Source organism: Croceitalea marina, assembly GCF_042684265.1.
GTDB lineage: Bacteria > Bacteroidota > Bacteroidia > Flavobacteriales > Flavobacteriaceae > Croceitalea > Croceitalea marina.
In genome coordinates this window covers 139167-162812 of sequence record NZ_JBHULB010000007.1, presented here as the reverse complement: position 1 = coordinate 162812, position 23646 = coordinate 139167, and the positions used below count along the sequence as shown (strand labels likewise).

13 protein-coding genes are annotated in these 23646 nt (G+C 41.7%); 6 read left to right on the top strand and 7 right to left on the bottom strand.

Annotated features, from left to right (window positions below):
- Window positions 1–12: 12 nt before the first annotated feature.
- Together ACFSQJ_RS04800 and ACFSQJ_RS04795 are read right to left on the bottom strand one after the other, a co-directional pair.
- Window positions 13–3522, bottom strand: a complete 3510-nt coding sequence (locus ACFSQJ_RS04800) for a SusC/RagA family TonB-linked outer membrane protein (RefSeq protein WP_377765874.1) — start codon at window positions 3520–3522, stop codon at window positions 13–15.
- Between the two features lie 139 nt (window positions 3523–3661).
- A complete protein-coding gene (locus ACFSQJ_RS04795; protein WP_339337176.1) occupies window positions 3662–4825 on the bottom strand; it encodes a FecR family protein in 1164 nt (387 codons plus the stop codon).
- Window positions 4826–4926: 101 nt separating this feature from the next.
- Between ACFSQJ_RS04795 and ACFSQJ_RS04790 the strand changes: the two genes are divergently transcribed.
- Window positions 4927–5523: an RNA polymerase sigma factor gene (locus ACFSQJ_RS04790; RefSeq protein ID WP_339337175.1), complete on the top strand. Its 597-nt coding sequence runs from the start codon at window positions 4927–4929 to the stop codon at window positions 5521–5523.
- Window positions 5524–5588: 65 nt separating this feature from the next.
- On the opposite strand, the gene ACFSQJ_RS04785 is transcribed toward ACFSQJ_RS04790, so the two are convergent.
- From ACFSQJ_RS04785 to ACFSQJ_RS04770, 4 genes are all read right to left on the bottom strand, one after another.
- Entirely contained in the window at window positions 5589–8129 is a 2541-nt protein-coding gene (locus ACFSQJ_RS04785) for a fused MFS/spermidine synthase (protein WP_339337174.1), read from the bottom strand.
- Window positions 8130–8588: 459 nt separating this feature from the next.
- Window positions 8589–9926 carry a hypothetical protein gene (locus ACFSQJ_RS04780; RefSeq protein WP_339337173.1) on the bottom strand — a complete coding sequence of 446 codons (1338 nt, stop codon included), beginning with the start codon at window positions 9924–9926 and terminating at the stop codon, window positions 8589–8591.
- A 17-nt stretch (window positions 9927–9943) separates the two neighbouring features.
- Window positions 9944–13207 carry a SusC/RagA family TonB-linked outer membrane protein gene (locus ACFSQJ_RS04775; RefSeq protein ID WP_339337172.1) on the bottom strand — a complete coding sequence of 1088 codons (3264 nt, stop codon included), beginning with the start codon at window positions 13205–13207 and terminating at the stop codon, window positions 9944–9946.
- A gap of 101 nt (window positions 13208–13308) precedes the next feature.
- Window positions 13309–14463: a FecR family protein gene (locus tag ACFSQJ_RS04770; protein WP_339337171.1), complete on the bottom strand. Its 1155-nt coding sequence runs from the start codon at window positions 14461–14463 to the stop codon at window positions 13309–13311.
- Between the two features lie 115 nt (window positions 14464–14578).
- On the opposite strand from ACFSQJ_RS04770, the gene ACFSQJ_RS04765 reads away from it, so the two are divergent.
- Window positions 14579–15169, top strand: a complete 591-nt coding sequence (locus tag ACFSQJ_RS04765; protein WP_339337170.1) for an RNA polymerase sigma factor — start codon at window positions 14579–14581, stop codon at window positions 15167–15169.
- A 53-nt stretch (window positions 15170–15222) separates the two neighbouring features.
- Here ACFSQJ_RS04765 and ACFSQJ_RS04760 read toward each other — a convergent pair whose 3' ends face one another.
- Complete coding sequence (locus tag ACFSQJ_RS04760) at window positions 15223–17457, bottom strand: TonB-dependent receptor family protein (RefSeq protein ID WP_339337169.1); 2235 nt, start codon at window positions 17455–17457, stop codon at window positions 15223–15225.
- 191 nt (window positions 17458–17648) lie between these two features.
- Between ACFSQJ_RS04760 and ACFSQJ_RS04755 the strand changes: the two genes are divergently transcribed.
- The 4 genes from ACFSQJ_RS04755 (at window position 17649) to ACFSQJ_RS04740 (ending at window position 23645) form a co-directional block, all read left to right on the top strand.
- Entirely contained in the window at window positions 17649–18092 is a 444-nt protein-coding gene (locus tag ACFSQJ_RS04755) for a hypothetical protein (protein WP_339337168.1), read from the top strand.
- Between the two features lie 76 nt (window positions 18093–18168).
- Entirely contained in the window at window positions 18169–18588 is a 420-nt protein-coding gene (locus ACFSQJ_RS04750) for an HYC_CC_PP family protein (protein WP_449257565.1), read from the top strand.
- A gap of 105 nt (window positions 18589–18693) precedes the next feature.
- Window positions 18694–22431, top strand: a complete 3738-nt coding sequence (locus tag ACFSQJ_RS04745; protein WP_377765872.1) for an efflux RND transporter permease subunit — start codon at window positions 18694–18696, stop codon at window positions 22429–22431.
- Window positions 22428–23645 (top strand): TolC family protein, encoded by a 1218-nt coding sequence (locus tag ACFSQJ_RS04740; RefSeq protein ID WP_339337165.1) that lies wholly within the window; start codon window positions 22428–22430, stop codon window positions 23643–23645. The genes ACFSQJ_RS04745 and ACFSQJ_RS04740 overlap by 4 nt, the downstream gene beginning before the upstream one ends.
- Window position 23646: the final 1 nt, after the last annotated feature.

Sequence of the window (23646 nt, the reverse complement as noted above, 5' to 3'; positions counted from 1 at the left end):
AGTGTTCGTGGATTAAAATGTGGCCGTTACGTTAAAGAGAACCGAACGCGTTGAAGGATTGGTGAAATAGTCCATGCCTGACGCATTGCTAATACCGTAATAACTGGTTTCGGGATCTGAGCCGACAATGTCGGTCCATAAGATAAGATCTCTTCCTGTCAAGGATACCCTTAAACTTTTTAAGGGAAAGTTTTTGTACCTGTTCCTATCGAATGTATATCCTAAGGTCACGTTCCGAAGTTTAGTCCATGTGGCATCCTCAATATAAAGGTCGTTGAGTTTGTTGAACCCCAGACCTCCGCCCCGTGTTCTATAAAAGGATTCATCGAGCAATACATTACCCGCCCCAAAATCGGCGATATTTCCTCTTACGGTTGTTCCTGCGGCAAAGACATCGCCATTTACATTAACAAGGTCTTCAGTGAGGGTAACCTCATTGCCCACATCGGCATGGGTACCGAAACCATACATCACAATTTTTCCCCTATTAATGAAATCTCCACCTTGTGAATGCTCAAAAAGAAAACTAAAATCAAAGCCCTTAAAATTCAGTTGCATGCCTGCGCCCCCTCTCCAATCGGGGTTGGGATCCCCTATCACCCGCCTTTGGGTATCTACTTCAGGAAATCCATTTTCATCCAAGGCACGGGTACCGTCTTCGTTCAGCACGGATGCGGGCAACCAAAAGGAACTCATTGGGAATCCTTTGACAGCTTTGGAAGTACCACCGATATCCACCGTCTCGGCACCGAATATATCTACCACCAGATTTTCGTTGTTGTTGAAATTCGCATTGAATGATAATGAAAAATCCTTTTTTTCGATGATCTTGCCGGTAAGGTCTATTTCCCAGCCTTTGTTTTCTATGATTCCCGCATTACGGTAACTGTTATTGAAACCCGAACTGGGATTGGTCTTGACCTCGAACAGAATGTCATCTATTTCATTTTCATAATAGGTGACCCCTAGGTTCAACCTGTTCTTAAAGAATCGTAAATCGGCCCCAATTTCATATTCCGTTTTTATTTCTGGTCTAAGGTTTCGGTTTCCTTGAACATCTGAGACTTCAAAAGCCCCTCCAAAGTCTGTAAAGCCTGTTGTGGCCAAGGTCTCAAAACGATATGGTCCTGGTTGTATCCCCACTTTTCCCCACGATGCCCTCAATTTTCCGAAAAATTGCTCGTCACTTTCAAAAAGGTCGCTGAATTGCCATGCCATATCCACGGAAGGATAAAAGAATGCCCCTTCAATGGTAGAAGATGCCTCTAAAGAGGCAGATGCATTGACGAACAACTGGTCGAACAAGCCAAAACTGACCAGCGCATAACCTCTATTGGTTCGGATTTGACGTAAATTCCTGCTCCAGCTCGTGGAAGCATCATCCGGATTCAAATCTGAAATAGGTTGTCTCGAATCTACTACAAAGGGTCTCAATCTTATGGATGATGTGGCTCTATTTCTGTTATTGAAGTTAAAACCCAATGTTGTGTTTACATTTATGTCCGGCGTGAGATCATGCTTGGTTTTCATAAGAAGGTCAAAATTGTACTCCTTGCTTACCGCAACGGTTGAACGCATATCACCGAACCTAGCCCCCCCGGACGTATTGATCGGCAGAAACTGTAGTCTTTCATCGGAGTAATAGTCCAATCCTCCACGAAGTGTAAAGTCAAGCCAATTTGAAGCCCGAATATTTATTTCGGGAGCCATTAAAAAACGATCTACCTTTGTTTCGTTACGTTGCTCGTATATTGTCCATAATGGATTATTATACCCTGCATTATTAGAGGCCCCTATCTGATTTCGATAAGATCGCTGCCTGTTCTGAAAAACATCACCGTTATCATTGACGTAGGTTCCAATTTGGCCCCTGATATCAAAATCCGCAGGGTTCCTCAAAAGACCTATATAAAGGCCGGTGATACTTCCACCACCTCGAATCCTGTTGGATTTTGTAAAGGTATAGGCCACATTGTTTCGGACATCCAACCAATCAGTGAGATTTACTTTGGTGTTCAGTCTAATGTTCTGACGGTTATAATCTGCATTTTTTACGATCCCATCCTGTTCCAAGATTCCGTAACTAAAGAAATAGGATGCCTTTTGGCCACCACCGGCAACCGAGAAATCGTGTTGTTGAAATGTACCGTTTCTAAATACAGCATTGAAGTTTTCATCAATAAATGTTTGCCTGGAGTTTTTATTGGCAATCGGGTAGAATATTTCGCCGGAGGGCGTGACAAAGTATTCCCCGCTAGTGTCAAAATCATCTTCTCCTCCGGGCCGGTCAGCGATACGGTCTCCCCATGATTCGGTTCGGTTCAATGCCCGTACACCACCCCGGCCTTGTCCAAACTTGTCTTGCAAGGGTACCCTTACCGATATATCGTCAAAGGAATAGGTAGAGCTGTAGGTATATGTAGGACGTCTATTAAATGATCCTCCTTTTGTGGTAATTAAAATAACCCCGTTGGCCGCTCGTGAACCCCATAAGGCGGCAGCCGATGCTCCTTTCAAAATTTGAACATTTTCAATATCATTCTGGTTGATGTCGTTCAATCTCGACTGCTGGGTAACACTCGTACTGCCTCCTACACCATCATCATCAAAAGAATCATTACTTACAGGGATGCCATCTATGATAATGAGTGGATTGCTGTCTCCTTCTATGGAGTTGATGCCCCTGATCTGTATATTGGCACCTGCACCGGGATCCCCATTCTGCCTGACAATGCGAAGACCGGACACTTTTCCTGACAGGGCATTGATAACCCCAGTTTCCCCGGATTTTACTATTCGTTCCGGTTCTACCGATGAACTGGTTGCACCCGTTTCGTCTTTTAACTGCTTGGTCCCTATTGCCGTCAAGATTACTTCGTCCAGTTGATTGGCACTCGGGGCCATTTCCAAGTCAATGACATTATCTTGTTGCACTGAAACTTCTGCCGTCTGAAAGCCGATGTATGAGAACACCAAAATATCCCCGGCGGAGGCAACTATCTTATATTTACCATCAAAATTCGTGGAAACGCCTTTTGTAGTACCCTTGATTACAATATTGACCCCGGCGAGGGGAACCCCTTCCTTGTCGGTTACAGTTCCAGTAACGGTCATGGACTGCTGTTCTTTTAACAGTACTCGTTGTTGATCGTCCTTTTCTTTTTTAAGCCTTAAAACGATATAGTTTTTTCGTACCACATAAGCAATGTTCGTTTCTGAAAAAATTTTTTCCAAAATTGCGGAAATAGGTTTTTTCTCCACGTTTATGGTTATTTTTCTGTTAATATCTACTTTTCGGTGGTTATAGGTAAATTTGAAATCCGAAAGGGATTCAATCTTATCCAGTACTTTTTGAAGGGAGACGTTGTCCTGTCTTAACGAGATTTTTTTATTTTGAGAGTAGGTATTCGCATGAATCTCAAACAATGATATAACTAGCAGTAAAGTGGTAATTTTCATTTTGAGATCAAATTTATATGCGTTTTTCAATTTGAAAAACGTACCTATGATTGATTTTTTCATACTTTTAAATAGTTTTTAGTGGTTTAAATTCTTTTTTAAATCATGCTACTATCGGGAAATGTTGGCGCATTTTCCGATTTTTTATTCATGATTTATTGAAGTCATTGTTTTTCTATCCCATAGGCTCTTCTGGTATTTATTAACGAATCGGTCGGGTAAGGGTTATTGTTTTGTCTTCCGTGCGGTACTCGAACGGAGTATCTTCCTTAAAAACCTCTAAAATTTGTTTTACATCTTCTTCTTTATAAAATGAGGCCGTATATATTTGATTGTCCAAAAATTTGTAGTTATTCACTATGGAGATGTTAAAATGGCGTTCAAGCTTCTTTTTGATGCTGGAAAAAGGGGTGTTCCTAAAAAGTAGAATACCGTCTTTCCAAGCGGTGTAGAGTGAGGTATCTACCCTGGTGATATCCAGTGAGCCGTTTTTCCTATTAAATGCGGCCATGTGTCCTGGATTCAGCAAAGTCGAGGATTGTTCAAGGTTCGATCGGAATACCTTCACTGCACCTTCCACCAAAACCGTTCTTACCTCAGGATCTTCAGGATAAAAGGAAACATTGAACTCTGTACCCAACACCTCAATGTCTACCTGATCCGCATTTACAACAAAGGGGTTTTCACTATTTTCTGTTACCGAAAAATAAGCTTCTCCCTTCAAGAATACTTGCCTTTGGCCGCTTTCTTTAAATCTGACCGGATATCTCAGCGAACTACCGGCGTTTAGGTGAACCCTTGTTTTATCCGATAGTACCAGCTCGAATATTTTTCCATAGGGTACTTGTAATTCGTTATAAATGACATTACCGCTCGTGTTCCCGCTCGAATAAAGTAGGCTATTCCCTTTTTGTACAACTGTTACCTCACCATTTGTATTAATAATCTGTTTCTCTTTTTTATTTTTATCGGAAATAACTTCAACAGTACCATCTCCCAGTTTAAGTATAATGTTTTCATCTGAAACATTCGAAACGCCGGTGCCTTCCATAATATTTTCAGAAGTGTAATTTTTATAGAAAAAGAGCAACCCAACGATCCCTATAAACAATGCGGCATACTTATAGAACGGGGCTATCCGATTTTTTACTCTTCTTCTGGTCTTAACTTTTGCCAAAAGGGCATTCCGAGCCTTTTTGATATTTTCCGTTGCAACGGACCCTTTGATCAAGGTGTTCAAACGAATGTATTCAGCAAACTTATCTTCGTTCGCTTCTACCCAATTGCCCAGAACACGAAGATCATTGTCATCGGCCGTTTTGTCCAGGTATTTAAAAATCAATAATTCGACCTCTTTATCTATCATTTTGCGAAATTAATTCTTGAGCAAAAATGTTGCTTATTATTAGTATGACGAACGAATATGCCACTACCCTTGCCCCTTTAAATAAAAATTTATGATATTGTATGTTAAAATTAGTTGTGCCGATGAATTTGGAATTTGATAGCGAGAAGGACTTGATCGAGAACCTTAATAGGGGAAACCTGCAGGCCTTTCAAATTGTGGTCGAGCAATTTTATGACATTCTTTACGTGTACGCACTCGGTCTTGTTAATGAAAGGGCGGTGGCAGAGGATATAGTTCAAGAAGTATTTCTTAGGCTATGGTCAAAGAAAGGAAAGCTATTTATAGAAACTTCGTTGAAAAGTTTTCTGTACAGGTCTATTCACAATGAATTTGTGGATTACTATCGAAAAAAGAAAAAGGAAATCGATTTTTTGGATCGGATCTCATTGGAAACCGTACATACCTTTATTCAGCTAGAAGACCAAGATCTTGTAAAGAAATTGGAAAAAGTAAACATAGCAATAGAGCTGCTTCCCAAAAAATGTAGAGAGGTCTTTCTTTTAAGTAAAAGAGATGGATTGACCAACCAAGAAATCTCCCAATATTTGAACGTTTCAAAAAAGACCGTTGAAGGTCATATCTCCAAGGCTTTTAAGGTAATCAGGAAAGGGTTGAAAAAAACCAATCTACTGTTGCTTTTTATTAGACCTTTTTAACATGCCTTTTTGGGACCTAGTTTTCGAATCCCTTGATTTCAAAGTGGCAAGAACATACCATAAGCTCAATCGTCAAGGGATCCGGTTTCCTTTTTCAAGAAGTCGGGCGCCAGAAGCTGTATCCGTTCAAGTACTATTTTTGCTTCTTTGTCTTTCCCCGCATTCATAAGCCGAATATAACGCTGATAGAGCGAACCTACTTTTACGTACCGGATTTCGTCCGGTGGCAGGTCCGAGAGGTAGGGATCCTCTTCTGGGGGGAGGTTACCGGCCAGTTCTTTGAGAAAGTTTTCCAATTCTGTTCCTGTAACATACTTGGCCCGCCCCGCATTGGCTTGTTGCGATAAAATGGGGGCTTCGAATTCGACCGATCTTTTGTCGTCGGTGTTGGGGCGAATTCCCGATAAACGGTTTCGAACGGCATCGAGGTTGCCTAAATAGAACAGGCCTGCCATATGATCGTCTTTGGTCGAACTGCCTTGCCCACGAACGATATGGGCACTATTTTGCCTAAGCGTATTTTCGTCTAGCGGCGTACCTTTCTCTTGGCCAATTAGCACGATACTTGCCCGTGTTCCTGAAAAATCGGCCCTCCATAGGGTCACTTGGGGAAAAACCGAAGCGAACGTGGCGGCAATGATATCGAAGTTTTCGGAAGTAAGCTGGTACATTGGCAACCATTGTGCAAAAATCCCACCGGAAGATAACCGCTTTTTCGCCTCTTTAAAATGTTCAAGGGTGTAAAGGCTTCCGGTACCCGCGTGCCAAGGGGTAAAAAGATCACCAACAATAACATCGAATTGCTCGTGCGTGCCCAAAAGATAGTTTCGGGCATCATCGGCAACAATGCTTACGCGTTCGTCATTGAAAAGTCCGTTGGCCCAAGGGGCAAAATAGCGCTGTGCGGCCGGAATTACGTTGGATACCAACTCTACCGCGACTACCTTTTCTACATTATGGTGGAGTGCCGCCCCCGCAGTAATACCGGTTCCCATGCCCAAGAAAACTACTTTTTTTGGTGCTGGATGGATAAGTAACGGAATGTGGGCCTGCATTTGTTCGACCAACAGGGAGCCGGAATCCCCGAGCACATAAAAGTTATCCAAGCGCATCTGAATATTCTTTGGTACTTGCACAATGGAAACTACACCATCGCTCGATTGCCAGGAATCCAATAAAGTTTCATCAGCGTCCAAGCGCACTATGGGTGGATCTTTCAGAACAAGGATCCCCATAATTACGGCAATGGGCATTAAGGCCCAACCAATTTTCTTTCGCCCATAAAACGATAGGGAGGCCATAACGGCCAAGATTCCGTACGAAACGGCAACGATTTTTATACCGCCCCAAAGGCCTAAAGTGTCGAGCAGAACGAAACCTGATAGTACGGGGCCAACGAAGCTACCCATGGAATTGAAAAGTACCAACCTGCCCACGAGCTGCCCTGACGGCTTATCTGTCATGGGAGCTACTTTGAGCAAGAATGGAAACACTGCGCCCAGAACAACCGTTGGCGGTAAGACCACCAAAAAGGCCAATTTAAAAACGGCCCATACATAGGCGTACCAAGATGCGCCCATTGCCAGATACCCAAGGCCGCTTGTCGCGATATTGAAAACATTCGGGGAAACCCCTATTAAAATGGCCGATACGGAGAGGAGTATGGCCAAGGCACTTTTTGAGGGCATCCTTGACCTAACAAGCAGATGTGCGACGAACCCACCCAATGCCAAAGCCAAAAGAAATACCACCAAAATTGCGGAGAACGAATACACCGAATTTTGTAGTACTTGAGCGAACATCCTGGTCCACAAGGTTTCGGCCGATAGTGCCAATACTCCTGAAAAAAAAGCCACCACGGCAAACTGGGTATAACTTAACTTGGCCGAACGTTCGGTATTCTTTTTGGGTTTTGGCTTTACCTCGGCCATCGTGGGCGCAACGGAATAAGACACAAGGAATTTATCAAGAACAATGGCAAGAACACCTACGGAAGCTGCCAGTATCAATGCAAGGCCATAGGTTGAACTTACCCCATATTCCCTGATCAGATAAAACCCCGTAAAAAAGGCTCCAAGTGCTGCTCCCAATGTATTCACCGCATATAGAATGGTTCCGCGCCTTTCGAGGTACCTGCGATCTTTACCGATATACTGTGCCAATATGGGAAAAGTACCTCCCATAAGGAACGTTGGAGGCAAAAGCAATAAAGCGCCAAAAAAGAATTTCGCCAGTAAAAGCGCACTTTTTGAACCGCCCAAAAAGGATACGACCTCGGCATAGTACATTTCATATAGATCAAGACTTGGTATTATCAACAAGGCAGTTAGCGCAATGCCCAGCTCCATAAGCCCATATACACGGAACGGTCTCTTCAAACGAGCGCCGACATTGCCAAAAAACCTTCCCCCAATTGCGAGCCCAAGAAAAAAAACGGAGAGTGTTGCCGCGGTTGCGTACGCGGCGTTTCCGAATACCAGCCCTAAACGGTACATCCAGACCACCTGGAAAATTAGGCCGGCGGTACCGGACAGAAAAAATAAAGCATATAAAAAAGTGAAGTTTCCCGAACGTTCAAATTGTGGAGACATAAACTTATCCTTCATAAAAAATGGCTAATTTTCACTCGATAATCGAGATTTGAATGCTCTGAGACTTGCCTCGAAATCAAAATGTTTTTTCTTTAAATGCCTCGTGGGCTTGCCCGGAGGTAGTTTACTTAAATGTAAAAAGTTTAAATCAGTTCATTGTGGTATTTTACAAACATAAAAAGAAATATGACTATCGGATAGTTTGCACATGAAGTCAACTTTTAAGTTTTGTAAAAAAAACACCTCCCTCTATCCCTCCTTTCTAGGAGGGAAGAAATCGTATCCCTTCTAAAAAGAGGGGATCAAGGGGTGTGTAGGCCTAAATTTAGTCGTAAATCGTATGATCCGGAAAAAAAGAGGATAACTTGATCGACGTGCCGACTACAAAAAAAGCTATGTAACAAATCCGATAGTCATAAAAAGAAAAGAGGCTTTATAGCAGCCTCTTTTCCCTCTATTATTTTGGTGATCAATTTAATCTAAACACCCTAGATAATTAGGGTTGTTCGATTCTGACTGTGGAACGAGAAATTTAAGGGTGGAACTATATTCCCCTCCCTTGAAATACGGCCCCCACGGAAATACATTGGAGGGCATCATGCCATAAACGTCCACAAGTCTTCTAAGGTCGCCCAGGCGATGACCGGTACTGAAGAGCCAAAAGGCACGCTCAGAAAAATGGGCCAGCAATAGGTCGTCACCGCTAATTCCTGAGAGGTCTAAATCTGACAGACCTATAGTAGCCCTAAGTGCATTATGTATGTCCTCCACGGTGGCAGCATCATCCGCATTGGCGGCTGCCTCGGCCTCGATCAATCTTGCCTCTGTTCCAGAAGCCAGGACTACGGGCACATTGGAAGAATCATATTTGAGCTGATTGTAATACAGGGTGATATCATCCTGCCCAAATTCCGTACCGCCGTCCCAAGGCGTCCTGGGATCCATGGAAGAGCGGAACATTAAGCCGTTCCCCCCCTTTCCGTCGGCGATGGAAAACTGACGGCGAACGGTGCTCATGATGTAAATACCGTTTTCTTGCCTAAAACTATTGTCGGATTGCTCTATGTTGTACACAAAATCGGTGGGGATGCCGGCCACTTCGGCGGCGGCGTTCTCAATTTGGCCCAAGCCCAAAAGGGAGCGTGCTTTACCTACACGGGCCAAGTTCGCCAAGTTGGCATTGCTACCGGCATTGGCAGCCGCCTGATCGAACCAGCTAATTGCCGTGTTAAACATTTCCTCGGTCGTCAAAGGCTCCCCATAGATCAATTCCCCACCATCGGCCGGGGCCTTGCTGAACGGGACCCCCCCGCAAAAGGTTTCCGCGAACATGACATAGGCATAGCCAGTAACGCTTTGCATCTCGCTTTCAATTTCTGGGTTTCCACCGAAATCGGCAAGAAGGTCAACCGTAGTTTCGGCACCCGTTCGCGATCTATGCAGGTTGCCATAAATTGTATTTACGTCACTGTTGATATCTTGAAGATTACGGGTGTCTGCCTCACGCCTGGTGGGAAAGGTTCCCGAATAGGTATACTCATCAGCCATAAGGCCACTCATAATAATTAGGCCCGTAGTGGCGCCGTGGCCCGCAGCGGAACCGCTCATGGCCACCGCTAGATCCCCCAAAGAGCCCGCGCGAAGGGTTTGTATACCGGCCTCACTATTTAATGATTCCGGGGTAACGATATCAGGATCTGTGACTTCTACCACGGAATCGCATGACATACCTAACGAGGTAAGTACCATCAAGACAATGACGTTGAAAAGAAGTTTGGAATAGTTTTTTTCTGCATTAATTGACTTTTTCATTTTCTTAGATTTTTATGTTAAAAAGATAGGTTCAGTCTTGCTTTCCAAGAACGTACAGGCGGCTGACTGAGAAATTCTTCGGTGGTGAAATTGGCCTGTCCTTCAGAACTAATTTCGGGATCCAGTCCGGAGTAATCCGTCCACACGCCCAAATTCTGTCCGGAAAGTGTAACGCTTATACGGTCAAAACCAAGTTGGCTTGAAAAGGTGCCCGGTGCGTTGTAAGTTAATGAGATTTCACGAAGCCTCCAAAAAGAGGCATCTTCGATATAACCTGCATTTGTCCCCAAAAATTTTGAGGCCACTGCCCTGGCCTGATCTTCAAGCGAGGCATTGGGGTCGTTCAGTTCTCGGTTATTACTGTTCCCGTTTCTCCATGAACCGGTGTTATTGTAAAGTTTTTGACCGCCCCTATAGTTTAAGAGCCCTCTGACCACAAATTGATTTTCGAAAAAGCTCAGTGTCGGGGTAAAAGAAATATCGGTGGTTGCAAACGGGGTGCCCAAATACCCTATTTCCCCTACCTGTATTTCATCTTGCCCAATGAAACCGTCGCCATTGGCATCGCTAAAGGTATAGGTTTCGTCCCAATATCCACCGAGGGGAAAGCCTTCAACATGACGTTGCTGACCAAATATGACCGATTGTATACCCTCGCCCAGTTCGATCAGCTCGTTATCGATAAAAGAACCGACCAAATCCAGTCCAAAGAAAAACTTGTCGGTCTCGATGATTCTGGTATTCACTGCTATTTCGATACCCGAGTTTTTTACGGAACCCAAATTCTCAAAACGTCCTTCACCCACACCCAATGACAAGGGTAGTTGCCTGAAAATAAGGGCATCCTCGGTACGTTTATTGAAATAGGTCATTTCAAAACCGATTTTATCGGACAATAGTTTGGCGTCGAACCCGAATTCAACTTCTGTGGATATCTCAGGACTTAAACCGGTATTGCCGACACTTCCAATGGTTACCCCGGTTACACTTTGCCCGTCCAAGGTAGCTGCGATAGGATTGAAAAATCTTAAGGCATCATTAGTGCCGGGCTGGACCCCGGAGGCGCCCCATGCCCCCCTGAGCCGTAAGGAACTTATTCCATATTTATCGGAATTATTAAAGAATTCTTCCTCGGAAATTAGCCATGAGGCACTCACCTTGGGGTAAAAAATAGAGTTGAACGAGGCACCAAATGAACTTCCGCGATCCGCCCTTACTGCACCGGTTACGAACAGTCTATCGTTAAAACCGACCTGTTCTTCCAAAAAGACACCAACGGTACGTGATTCGATGGTCTGTTCATTACTCTGTGTAACAGCGGCCCCGGCAATGGAGTTGCTACCGGCAACCAACAGAAGCCCGGTCGCAAATGTACCCTGTGATAAATTCTGTAAATACTGGAACCCAAGGGAAGTACGTGAATTTATACCTTCCCATAAATCGGTTTTGTAAGACCCTACCATGTCAAGGGTATAAACAAAGTCGTTAAACCTATTGGAAAATCGGGCACCTTCGTCATAATTGAGAAAAGCCGGTGCTTCTCCCGTTGGAAAAAACTGGCTGTCCCAACGGGAGGTAAAGTCAAGTCCACCGGAGGCCCTAAAATTCAGTTTTTCGGTGGGTTGCCATATAGCTTCGAGACCCGAAGTAAAACGATTGATTCTTTGTCGGGTATCGATCGTGAACAGTTCATCCGGGGTAAATTCGCCCCAACCACTATTTATATCTATCGAAGAAGTTCCATTCAGGCCCTGGCTCATCAACGCTAGGGCAAAATTGTCGTTCAAGGGCAATTCCAAATCGCTATTGGTGTAGCCCGTAGTTAAATTGATCTTTAAATCATCAGTAACTTTGGCCCCAAAATTTCCCCTGAAATTGGTTCTTTTTATATTATTTACCGGCAGTACACCTTCACCGTCGGTAAGACTACCTGAAAGGAAGTAGGTAAGCACTTCCGAACCTCCCGATACGCTCAATCCGGCGCCATAGGACTGTCCCGTTCTAAAGGGCGAGGTCCGCGGGTCGTTCAAGGGCTGAAAGGAATTGACCGTACTGGGGACAAAAGTGCCCTCGGCCGCTTCAAAATTGAAGCCAGGATTACCTTGCGCATCCAGTGCCTGATAATTTCTAGGATAAGTCGTCACATCCTCTACCAGACCGCTCTCCATAAAAGCGGACCATCGCGGTTCCCCTTGCTTCCCTTTTTTAGTGGTAATCCGAATTACACCGTTCGCCGCAATTGAACCGTACAAGGTCGCTGCAGAAGGGCCCTTGATGATTTCGATAGATTCAATATCCTCCGGGTTGATATCGTTTAACCTTGAAGGTGACTGCCCGCCCGTTTCAAACGAGATGGAATTGGCCTCGTTGTTGATGAGGATTCCGTCAACATATATTACCGGTTCATTGGAAAGGGATGCACTATTTGAACCCCTGACCCTAATACGGGAGCCCATGCCCGTAGAACCTCCACTACTTGAAATTTGGACACCGGTGGCCTGACCCTGAAGCAAGTCTGAAACATTGCTGATCGGACGCTGTTTTACGTCGTCTACAACGTTGAGATTTGCGATGGAATTACCCATCTCGACTTTACGGCGTACACCGGTTGCGGTAACGATTACCTCGTTAAGATCCATCAAATCAGCCTTCATGACTACGTTGATGACCGTTTCTTGTGCTACTTGTACCTCATGTTTGGCGAAACCGATGTAAGAGAATACAAGAATGTCCCCTTCTGAAGCCTCAATTTCATATTGCCCGTCAAAATTGGTGGAAACCCCTTTTGTGGTGCCCTTAATCACTATACTTACCCCGCCCAAGGGCACATTTTGCTGGTCGGTTACCATTCCGGTTACCGTCATTGCCTGCTGCTTTATCTTCGGAGGATCTAAGGATGATGTCTTAATTTCCGTTCTCGGAACCATCTTCTTTTCCAGAAGAACAATAAGTTTTCTCCTTATTTCAAAAGAAACATTTGTTTCCTTTAAAATAAGGCCCATTAAATCTTCAATTTTGACTTTATCCGCCTTTACCGTTACTTTTCTGCTTGTGTCCAAGGTGGAATTTTTGTACAGGATGTTGAAATCCGTCTGTCTTTCTATTTCATTAAATATGGACTCAATGGTGGCATCCTCCATATTCATTGAAATTTTCCCCTTTTGGGAATACGCATTCTTGGCACTAAGTTGGAATAGGGCAACCAATAATAACAATGCGGTTATCTTCATTTTCAGGTCTACTTTAATCGTAAAATAGCTTTTACATAGTGTGCTTTTCATATTTTTGTAAAAATTTAGAAATTGGTCAATCAGTTTTTAAGTTTGTTTGGAATTCGGGGATTGTTAGAGCAGTCCCTGATTCTTTTGTTTATTTCATACTTTTATCTTTTAGGGTTAATGATTACTTCTTTGTCCTTTATTGCGAAATCAAAATCTTTTATACGTTGAAACGCTTGTAATATTTCTTGAATAGTCTCCGTTTTAAACCTTCCGGTGTACCGCTCTTTCCCCACTTCTACGTCGTTGAAATCAATCTTTATGTTATAGTGCCTTTCAAGCTTTTTGGTGATTCGATAAAAGTCCTCGTTTTTAAACAATAAGATACCATCCTTCCATGCAATGTGACTGCTTACATCAACATTTGTTTTAGCCAGTTCCTTATCAGAGAAACTATAGGAGGCCATTTGATCTGGCCTTAAAACAATAGCCTCTTCATCAGAATTTTTGTCTTTGTTCACCGATAGACTACCTTCCACGAGAACAACCTTGGAATATTCATCGTTGGGGTAATTGGAGATATTAAATTCGGTGCCCAAAACCCGGGTGTCCAATAAACCGGCGTCCACCGAGAAAGGCCTCAAGGAGTCTGACTTGACAGTAAAGTAAGCCTCCCCCCTTAAGACCACGTTCCGAGGTCCTTCATCATAAAAAGCCACGGGATATGTCAAGGATGATCCTGAGTTTAAGTATACCTCGGTACCATCAGACAATACTATCTGGAATTTCTTACCATAGGGGACTTCCAAAGTATTGTAGACCAACGGCCCTGAGTTTTTCAGGGTTTTCGCCGATTTTTTTTTGTAAATGATTTTACTTCCTTCCTGCTCGGCCACATACGTGCCGGAGCTGGAGACCACTTCCGAAGTTTTGGCTTCCAAAATTTCCTTGGTGGATCCATCACCCAAAGTAATGGTGATTTGCTTTTGGGGTAAATCTTTATCCGCAATTCCCCCCAAATAAAATAAAGTGCCGACCGTAACAATACCTATGAAGACAGCGGCATATTTCAGTACATTGAACCTTCGAATTCTTCTTTCCTTGATCTCGAACTGTTCAATATTGTCCAACAAGTCCCTTTTCAGGCGTTCCGCTTTTTCTTCCTCAAAAAGCCCTGTAACGAGATGGTGCAGTTTGATCTCTTCTTGAAAGCTGGCCTTGTTGTTATTAACCCATTTCGTCAAAAATTCAATTTCCTCAACAGTGGCGGTATTGCCCAGGAATTTATGAACGATGGTTTTGATATTCCTTTTTTTCATTGTGAAATATTAAGATAATGCCAATGCATACTAACCAAACGACCGAACTTTACAATACCCTCGCTTTTTATTTACATTTACCTATAATTTTGATAAATTTTTGTTAAAATAGTTTATGAATTCAAATGATCGTAATATAAATGTTGATGTCAATGCAATCCGAAATGGGGACAAAGCGGCATTTAGGACGGTCATTGATCTGTACTACAAAGAAGTCTATTGGTATGCCAAAAGTTTAGGTCGTGATGACACTTTGGCAAAGGACCTTACCCAAGAAACATTTTTTACGTTATGGAAAAAAAGGGACAAGTTAAGCGATGGAGTGGTGATTAAGGGATGGCTGTACAAATCTGTTCGCAACAAGTTCCTAGACCACGTAAAAAAATACAGGAAAGAGACTTATTTATTGGAAACCGCTTTTGTTGAGACACTCGATTCTGTTGTCTGGTCAGAAAACCAGGAAATTTTAAGGCGCAAAATGGAAATCATTGATAGGGAGATTCTGAATCTCCCTAAAAAATGCTCCAAAGTATTTTTGTTGAGCAAAAAGGAAGGATTGACCAATAATGAAATTGCAGATTACCTGGGCGTTTCCCTTAAAACGGTAGAAGGGCATCTTACAAAAGCGATTAAAATACTGAAGGAGAAATTGAGAGAAAAGTTTTCAGTATTATTCATGCTTTTTCGTCATTTGGGACAGAACTAAAACAATTATGGACATTTTGTACTATTACGCATTCAGATTGAATCTTCCATTTTTTAAAAATTGTACGCTACTGAAAAGTTGATGCCAAAAGGATGCCCCGGTCTTAAGCCCGCAGGAACTCTTGATACTGCGTAAACTTCATCCAACAGGTTTATGACATTAGTGGAAATTACAAAGTGTTTGTTGTAGAAATATCGCGCCGACATATCGATAACAAAATTCGACTCCACCTTTAGGTTTGACGGAATCGCACCTGTTCCCGCCAGTGTCCTGAAAGCATCCGTGTAACGTGCCCCCACATCAAGGGCAAATTTCTCATGTTCCAGCCCTAGGTTCAAATTGAATTGGTTTTTGGCTATATAGGGTATTTCATCCCCTGCCGTGACCGCACCAAAGATGTCATTATCACTTTCAAAAGAGCTTAGAAATTCGGTATCCGTCAAGGTATAGGTAAAGGATATGGGTAGGCCGAATTTTTCGGAGGTATTCTTCAGGAGATTGTAACCCAATAGCAGTTCCGCTCCACTGACCCTTACAGCTCCGGCATTAAACTGATCCAGACTGCCCGTGCCCCCGCTAGCGGCAAGGTCACTGCCCAATAGGTTTTGGTAATCATTATAATATAGGACGACCTCGCCGCGAATTCCCTTATGGTTAAAACGGGTCCCCAGTTCGTAATTTATGCTTTTTTCGGCATCCTGGCCATCGATGTTTCCAGGGGGAGAAAATCCTTTGTGTACCCCGCCGAAAACCGATAGGTTATTGGAAAGGGTATAATTTGCCCCCACTCCCGGAATCCAAACATCCACCCTGTTGGATCGCTCGGAAAGCTCCGTGCCCAATCTACTAGTATCATCTGTTCCATAATCCATTCTCTCCATGGTTATTTTCTCGTAACGAAGCCCGGGAGTTAAGGTAAACCTGCCAATATTTAGTTTGTACAAGGTATGAGCCGCAAATGCTTTCGCGTTGCTGATTCTATTTGCATTGGCTCCCTTGACCCCCACTGTTGTCCGTATAAGTTCATTATTGGAGAAGGCATACCTGTCCACCCATTGGAATCTATCTTCCTCATCTACGTGGTACCTAATCCCCAATTCCAGGCTTTGCAGCCAATCCGTGCCCCAACGCATCCTGGCAATGGACTGTATGCCCTTGGAATTGTAAGCCCTGTTATTGGCCTTTATTCCAAACACGTCAGCTACCGTATCCGTATTTCCCAGCAATGCACTGTATTCCATATCATATGTGCCAGGGTCTGAGAGTACCTCATTTATTCCAACACGCTCCCCTAGGTTGACATCGTCCAGTTTATACCAATTACGTTTAAACTTGTTCACGTATCCAGTGGTACTGAAACTGAGTGCAGGCGAAAATTTAAGAAAATGGGTCAATTGATACTGCCGGTGCTCCGTATCCATAACGTCCTCTGAAGATGCCCTATATCTTCGATATGGATCTTCATTAAAATCGGTATCCGTCAGGCCCAAATAGGTTTCATTGGCCTTTTCCTCTGAAAATTGAATTTTAAACAGAAGCGCTTGGTAGATTTTGGCATCTTCATCCGTATTTATTCTGAATTTTGCCAAATAGTCGGATTTATCAAAACCAGTATTGCCTCCCCCATCGAGGTTTTTGAAACCATCGGAATTATAATTGTAATACTCACTTACGAATCCAAAATTTCCGAAATCATTGCCGACAATAACTTGGGCGTTCCTTGAATTATAATTGCCGGCCGATAGGGAGACCTTACCCCCAAATTGATCGGGAATCCGTGCAGAAACCATATTGATCGCCCCGCCCGTTGTATTCGGGCCGTATTGGATCTGACTGCTTCCCTTTAAAATTTCCACGGCCTGCATTCTGCCCAAAGTAGGAAAGTAGTAGGCCGCAGGGGCACTATACGGTGCAGGGGCGATCAGGACCCCATCTTCCATCAGGTTAATTTTTGCGCTCCTTTCCGGGGAGGTGCCCCTTAGGCTGATATTGGGCCGTAGACCGAAGCCATCCTCCTCATATATATTGACCCCCGGAATTCTTTTCAACGTTCGATTGATGTCGGTGTAACCAAATCTTTTCAATTCCTTTTCCGAAATAAATTGCGCCGATCCGGTCCTATTCCTCGCCTCGAATTCACTCCCTAAGATTACGCTGCCGCTGACCACCACCTCATTGAGCACCTCAATTTTTGCAGTTGCCGAATCTTTTTCGGTTTCATTCTGTTGAGAAAGGCCGGTATGCGCTACCAGTACCGCCGCAATGGCCGAGAACAAGTAATTTCTCATATAATATTTATTTAGATTTGATAAAAATAGAGTACAAACCTAGGCATGTTTTCCCAAGTCGCAAAATAATTAAGAAGGATTCTAAATAATATTTCAGATTATTTTTCCCGATGCCGCTACCTTGCTACTATGAGCAATATCATAATTTCCGTGGTTCTAGTATGGTTATCTTTGAAAAACAAAAACACATAATGATCTCGAAAATTGGCAAAGTCCTATTTCTGCTGTTTTTTTTAAACTTTTCCCTGTTTTCACAGGAGGGACTTGATGATTATATTATCGAATATCGGACCCTTACCAGAGGGATGTTCAAAAGGATAGTGGTCAAGGAAAAAATATTTATCTATCACAGCTCACGAAACAGCAAGACTGCCGATAGCTTGGAGATCAAGGATGAACTACGGGCAAGATTGGCTAAATTGTTGGAAGATTTACCTTTGAAAGGAATACCCTACTTAAAGGCTCCATCGGATAAAAGGTTGGCTGATGGCGCTGCCCATGCCAAACTGAAAATTTCCTTAAAAAAGCAGGCTTATGAATCGTCTGGCTTTGACCATGGAAACCCTCCGGAAGAAATCAGGGATCTTGTGGAATTTATATTGAACATCAGTGGATCTGTACAAAAAAAGCAGTGATATGATCTTTTTTCTGCCTCTAAAATTATGTTAAACAAAGTTTTCGTGTTAAAATTTTTGTAGTTTTGTTGTTGGAATGAAGAAAATTCTTTTCAAAATATCATCTTTTTGCATGGCACTTTTAGTGTTTGTCTCAACATTGTCTTTCACTATTGAGAGTCATTATTGTGGCGATGTTTTAGTGGATTCTTCTGTGTTTGGTTCAGTTGAATCTTGTGGTATGGAAGTTCAGCAGAAACCATCTTCAAAAGAATGTGACCTTATTAACAAAAAAAACTGTTGTAGTGATGAGCAGTTGGTTGTTGATAGGCAAGATAATTTAAAAATTTCTTTCGATAAATTAGATAAGGAACAACAGTTATTGGTTGCTACTTTCATCTATTCATACATAAATCTGTTTACTGAACAACAAACAGAAAACACTTCTTTTAGAGATTATTCTCCTCCTCCCTTGGTCAGGGACGTTCAAGTTTTAGACCAAACCTTCCTTATTTGATTTTTAAGTAATTAGTACTGTAGTCCAACATTAAATTGTTTGGACTAAACTGCTTGTCTTTTGTTTTTTAAAACAAAAATTATAACTACTTAAAAACTCATTTTTATGCTAAATAAAAGCATCAAATTTTTAATAGAAAATAAATTAGTAGCTGTTTTGTTACTAGCTTTATTCGTGGCATGGGGTGTTGTAAATGCACCTTTTGAATGGAATACTGGTTCTTTACCACGTAATCCTGTAGCCGTAGACGCCATACCCGATATAGGTGAAAACCAACAAATTGTATTTACAAAATGGGATGGTCGTTCCCCTCAAGATATTGAGGACCAAATTACCTATCCACTAACCACATCACTTCTGGGAATTCCTGGAGTTAAAACCATACGTAGCTCTTCGATGTTTGGCTTTTCCAGTATCTACATCATTTTTGAAGAAGATATTGAGTTCTACTGGAGCCGAAGTCGTATTCTCGAAAAATTAAATTCATTGCCGGCAGGTTTGCTACCCAGTGGTGTTAATCCTGCACTTGGCCCTGATGCCACAGGTCTAGGACAGATATATTGGTACACCCTAGAAGGCCGTGACGAAAATGGAAATGTTACCGGTGGTTGGGATTTACAAGAATTGCGTAGCATTCAGGATTTCTATGTAAAATATGCGCTGTCATCCGCAAGTGGAGTTTCTGAAGTAGCATCTATTGGTGGCTACGTTTTGGAATATCAAGTAGATGTCAACCCAGAGTTGATGAAACAATATAAAATTGGTTTAAATGAAGTTGTAAAGGCAGTTAAACAAAGTAATCGAGATGTTGGAGCTCAAACATTAGAAATCAATCAAGCAGAATATCTTATTCGTGGTTTAGGATATGTCAAGTCCATTTCCGACTTGGAGAATGCAGTAGTTACATCAGAAGATTTTACTTCAATACGTTTAAAAGACATTGCAAAAGTATCTCACGGTCCTGCAACTAGGAGAGGACTTTTAGATAAAGAAGGTGCCGAAGTTGTAGGAGGAGTAGTTGTGGCGCGATATGGTGCAAACCCTATGGCGGTTATTAATAATGTAAAAGAGAAAATAAGTGAATTAAGTTCGGGACTACCTTCAAAAACGTTAAGTGATGGTAGAACGTCGCAGTTAACCATCGTTCCTTTTTATGATAGAACTGAACTTATCCAAGAAACCTTGGGTACACTTGATGAAGCACTGACGTTAGAGATTTTGATTACCATTTTCGTGATAATAATAATGGTATTCAATTTAAGAGCTTCTGTGCTAATTTCAGGACTGTTACCAGTAGCTGTATTAATGGTTTTTATTTCAATGAAACTATTTAATGTAGATGCAAACATTGTGGCCTTATCAGGTATTGCCATTGCTATTGGTACAATGGTCGATGTAGGTGTTATTCTATCCGAAAATGTGCTGCGGCATATTGATGAAAATGATGAAAACCTACCAATGAATACCGTTGTGTATAATGCAACTGCCGAAGTCTCTGGAGCCATATTGACAGCGGTAATGACCACTATTATAAGTTTTATTCCCGTATTCACGATGATTGGTGCAGAAGGAAAATTATTTAGACCCTTGGCTTTTACCAAAACCTCTGCATTAACGGCTTCTCTAATTGTAGCCTTGTTTTTAATACCACCCTTTGCAGCATATTTGTTTAAAAAGCGAAACATTAAGACTTCCTTTAGTTATATGCTCAATGGAGCAATGATTATTCTAGGTGTTCTTTCCATTATTTTTGGATATCCTCTTGGGTTAATATTAATAGCATTTGGTGTCGTTGGCTTTCTTTCACTAAAAGAGAAAATAACTTCAAAACGTGCCAATACTATTAACATATTTGTATCGGCTTTCGCTATCATATTTTTACTAGCCGAGTATTGGAGACCATTGGGAGTAGATAGAAGTATTCTTTGGAATTTAATATTCGTAGGCTTAATATGCTTCGGACTTTTAGGTGTTTTTACGCTGTTTAGAAGCTATTATGTACGTATTTTAAACTGGGCATTGCGCAATAAATTATTGTTCCTTTCTCTTCCCACAGTAATCATAATTTTTGGTGTGATGATAATGCGTAATACAGGTAAAGAATTTATGCCGTCATTAAATGAAGGTTCTTTCCTTTTAATGCCTACATCAATGCCCCACGCAGGTGTAGAAGAAAATAAAAGGGTATTACAGCAATTGGATATGGCAGTAGCCAGTATTCCAGAAATTGAAACTGTAGTCGGTAAATCTGGACGAACAGAATCGGCATTAGACCCTGCACCGTTATCAATGTATGAAAATGTAATTCAGTATAAGTCGGAATATATTCTAAATGAAAAAAGAGCCAGGCAACGATTTAAAGTAGACAATGATGGGCTTTTTATACTTAAAGATGGAAGCTTGGTTGTCAACCCAAATAGCGAAATCAATGAAGGGGCAGACTACGACATTTCCAAAACCAAAGACCCATTTTCAGTTCGTCGTTCACAACTTATACCAGATGATGATGGAGAATATTTTAGAAACTGGCGACCTGAAATTGAATCCCCAGATGATATTTGGAAAGAGATTGTAAAAGTCACTAAACTACCAGGAGTTACTTCTGCACCTAAACTGCAACCCATAGAAACACGCTTAGTAATGTTACAAACAGGTATGCGAGCACCAATGGGAATTAAGGTAAAAGGACAGGATTTAAATGAGATTGAAGCATTTGGAGTACAATTAGAAGATATTCTCAAGCAAGCCGATGGTGTTAAGGATGAAGCTGTTTTTGCAGACCGTATTGTAGGGAAGCCTTATCTATTGTTAGATATCGATAGAGAACGGCTTGCACGTTATGGGATTTCCATAGAACAGGTACAGCAAGTCATTCAGGTATCTGTTGGTGGTATGGTACTAACTCAAACCGTTGAGGGTAGAGAGCGATATGGTATACGTGTACGATATCCAAGAGAGCTACGTGCAAATCCAAGTGATTTAAAAGATATTTATGTGCCTGTAGAAAAAGGTAATCCAATTCCATTAAGTGAACTGGTTACTATTCGTTACGAACAGGGTCCACAGATTATTAAAAGTGAGGACACATTTTTGGTAGGCTATGTCCTGTTTGACAAATTAGATGGATATGCTGAAGTAGATGTTGTTGAAAATGCACAAGCGCTCATTCAAGAAAAAATTGATAGTGGCGAATTAATTGTTCCCAAAGGAATTAACTACCTATTTACTGGTACATATGAGAATCAATTGCGCGCTGAAAAAACCCTGTCTGTGGTTGTGCCGTTAGCACTAGCAATAATATTTCTTATTCTCTATTTCCAGTTCCGTTCTGTTGGTACATCATTAATGGTATTTACAGGTATCGCAGTTGCATTTGCCGGTGGATTTTTAATGATTTGGTTCTATGGACAAGACTGGTTTTTAAACTTTAGCTTCTTTGGAGAAAACCTTCGAGACCTTTTCCAAATGCATACCATAAACTTGAGTGTTGCCGTATGGGTAGGGTTTATTGCCTTATTTGGTATTGCAACAGATGATGGTGTAGTAATGGCGACTTATCTAACGCAAACCTTTGACAAAAATAAACCTAAAGACAGAAAAGGAATAAGGGCTTCTGTAGTCGAAGCTGGGGAAAAACGTATTCGACCTTGTTTGATGACAACGGCAACTACCATTCTTGCTTTACTGCCTGTACTCACATCGACAGGTCGTGGTAGTGATATAATGATACCAATGGCTATTCCATCTTTTGGAGGAATGCTCATTGCCTTAGTAACCCTATTTGTTGTGCCAGTTTTATTTAGCTGGAAACACGAGTTTCAATTAAAAAGAGCTACAAAATGAGATATATAATTTTAATAGGAATAGTTGTTTTCGCTTTCACGAAAACAAATGCACAAGAGTTAGTGTCTTATATTCAGGAAGCTGAAAGGAATAATCCAGAAATTCAAGCTTTTGAATTGCGGTATAACATAGCCGAAGAAAAAGTAAATGAGGTCAATACCTTACCAGATACTCAAGTAAGTGCTGGCTATTTTGTGAGTGAACCCGAAACCCGCACAGGAGCACAACGCGCACGTTTTTCAGTTAAGCAAATGTTGCCTTGGTTTGGAACCATTACAGCTAGAGAAAATTACGCAAGTTCAATGGCAGAAACTCAATATGTAGATATTGCGATTGCCAAGCGAAAACTTGCCCTAGCAGTATCTCAATCTTATTATAAGCTATATGCCATCAGAGCAAAACAACGTGTTTTAGATGAGAATATTGAGCTTTTAGAAACTTATGAACGCCTTGCACTAACCTCGGTAGAAGTTGGTAAGGCATCTGCAGTAGACGTACTGCGCCTTCAAATAAGACAAAATGAACTTGTACAGAAAAAAGATGTACTGGAGCAAGATTACCTTGCTGAACAAGTAGCTTTCAACAATCTATTAAATCGTGATGAAACTATTACGGTAACCGTTGTTGAGGAGATGTTTATTCCAGAGGAGGATGCATTAATATTAACCGAAAATCTTCAGTTAAATCCTGAACTGCTGAGGTATGATAAGTTATACGAATCGGTTGAACAATCAGAGTTATTAAATCAGAAAGAAAGTGCACCCAACATAGGTTTTGGTTTGGATTATGTGCCAGTTTCTGAACGTCCTGATTTGAGTTTCAGTGATAACGGAAAAGATATAGTAATGCCAATGGTATCTATTTCAATTCCAATTTTCAATAACAAGTATAAGTCTGTAACAAAGCAGAATGAATTAAAACAGTTACAAATACAATCTCAAAAAGCAGATAGGCTAAACAAACTAGAGACGTTACTTGCAGATGCGCAATATAGTAGAGAGACAACAAGAATTAAGTTCAATATTCAATCAGATAATTTGAAGCAAGCCAATGATGCTGAACAAATCCTAATAAGAAATTATGAGACGGGTACTATTGATTTTAATGATGTATTAGACGTTCAGGAGTTACAGTTAAAATTTCAAATCAATCTTATTGAATCTATTAAGGGCTATTATATACAATATGCCTTGATTAATTACTTAACACAATAAA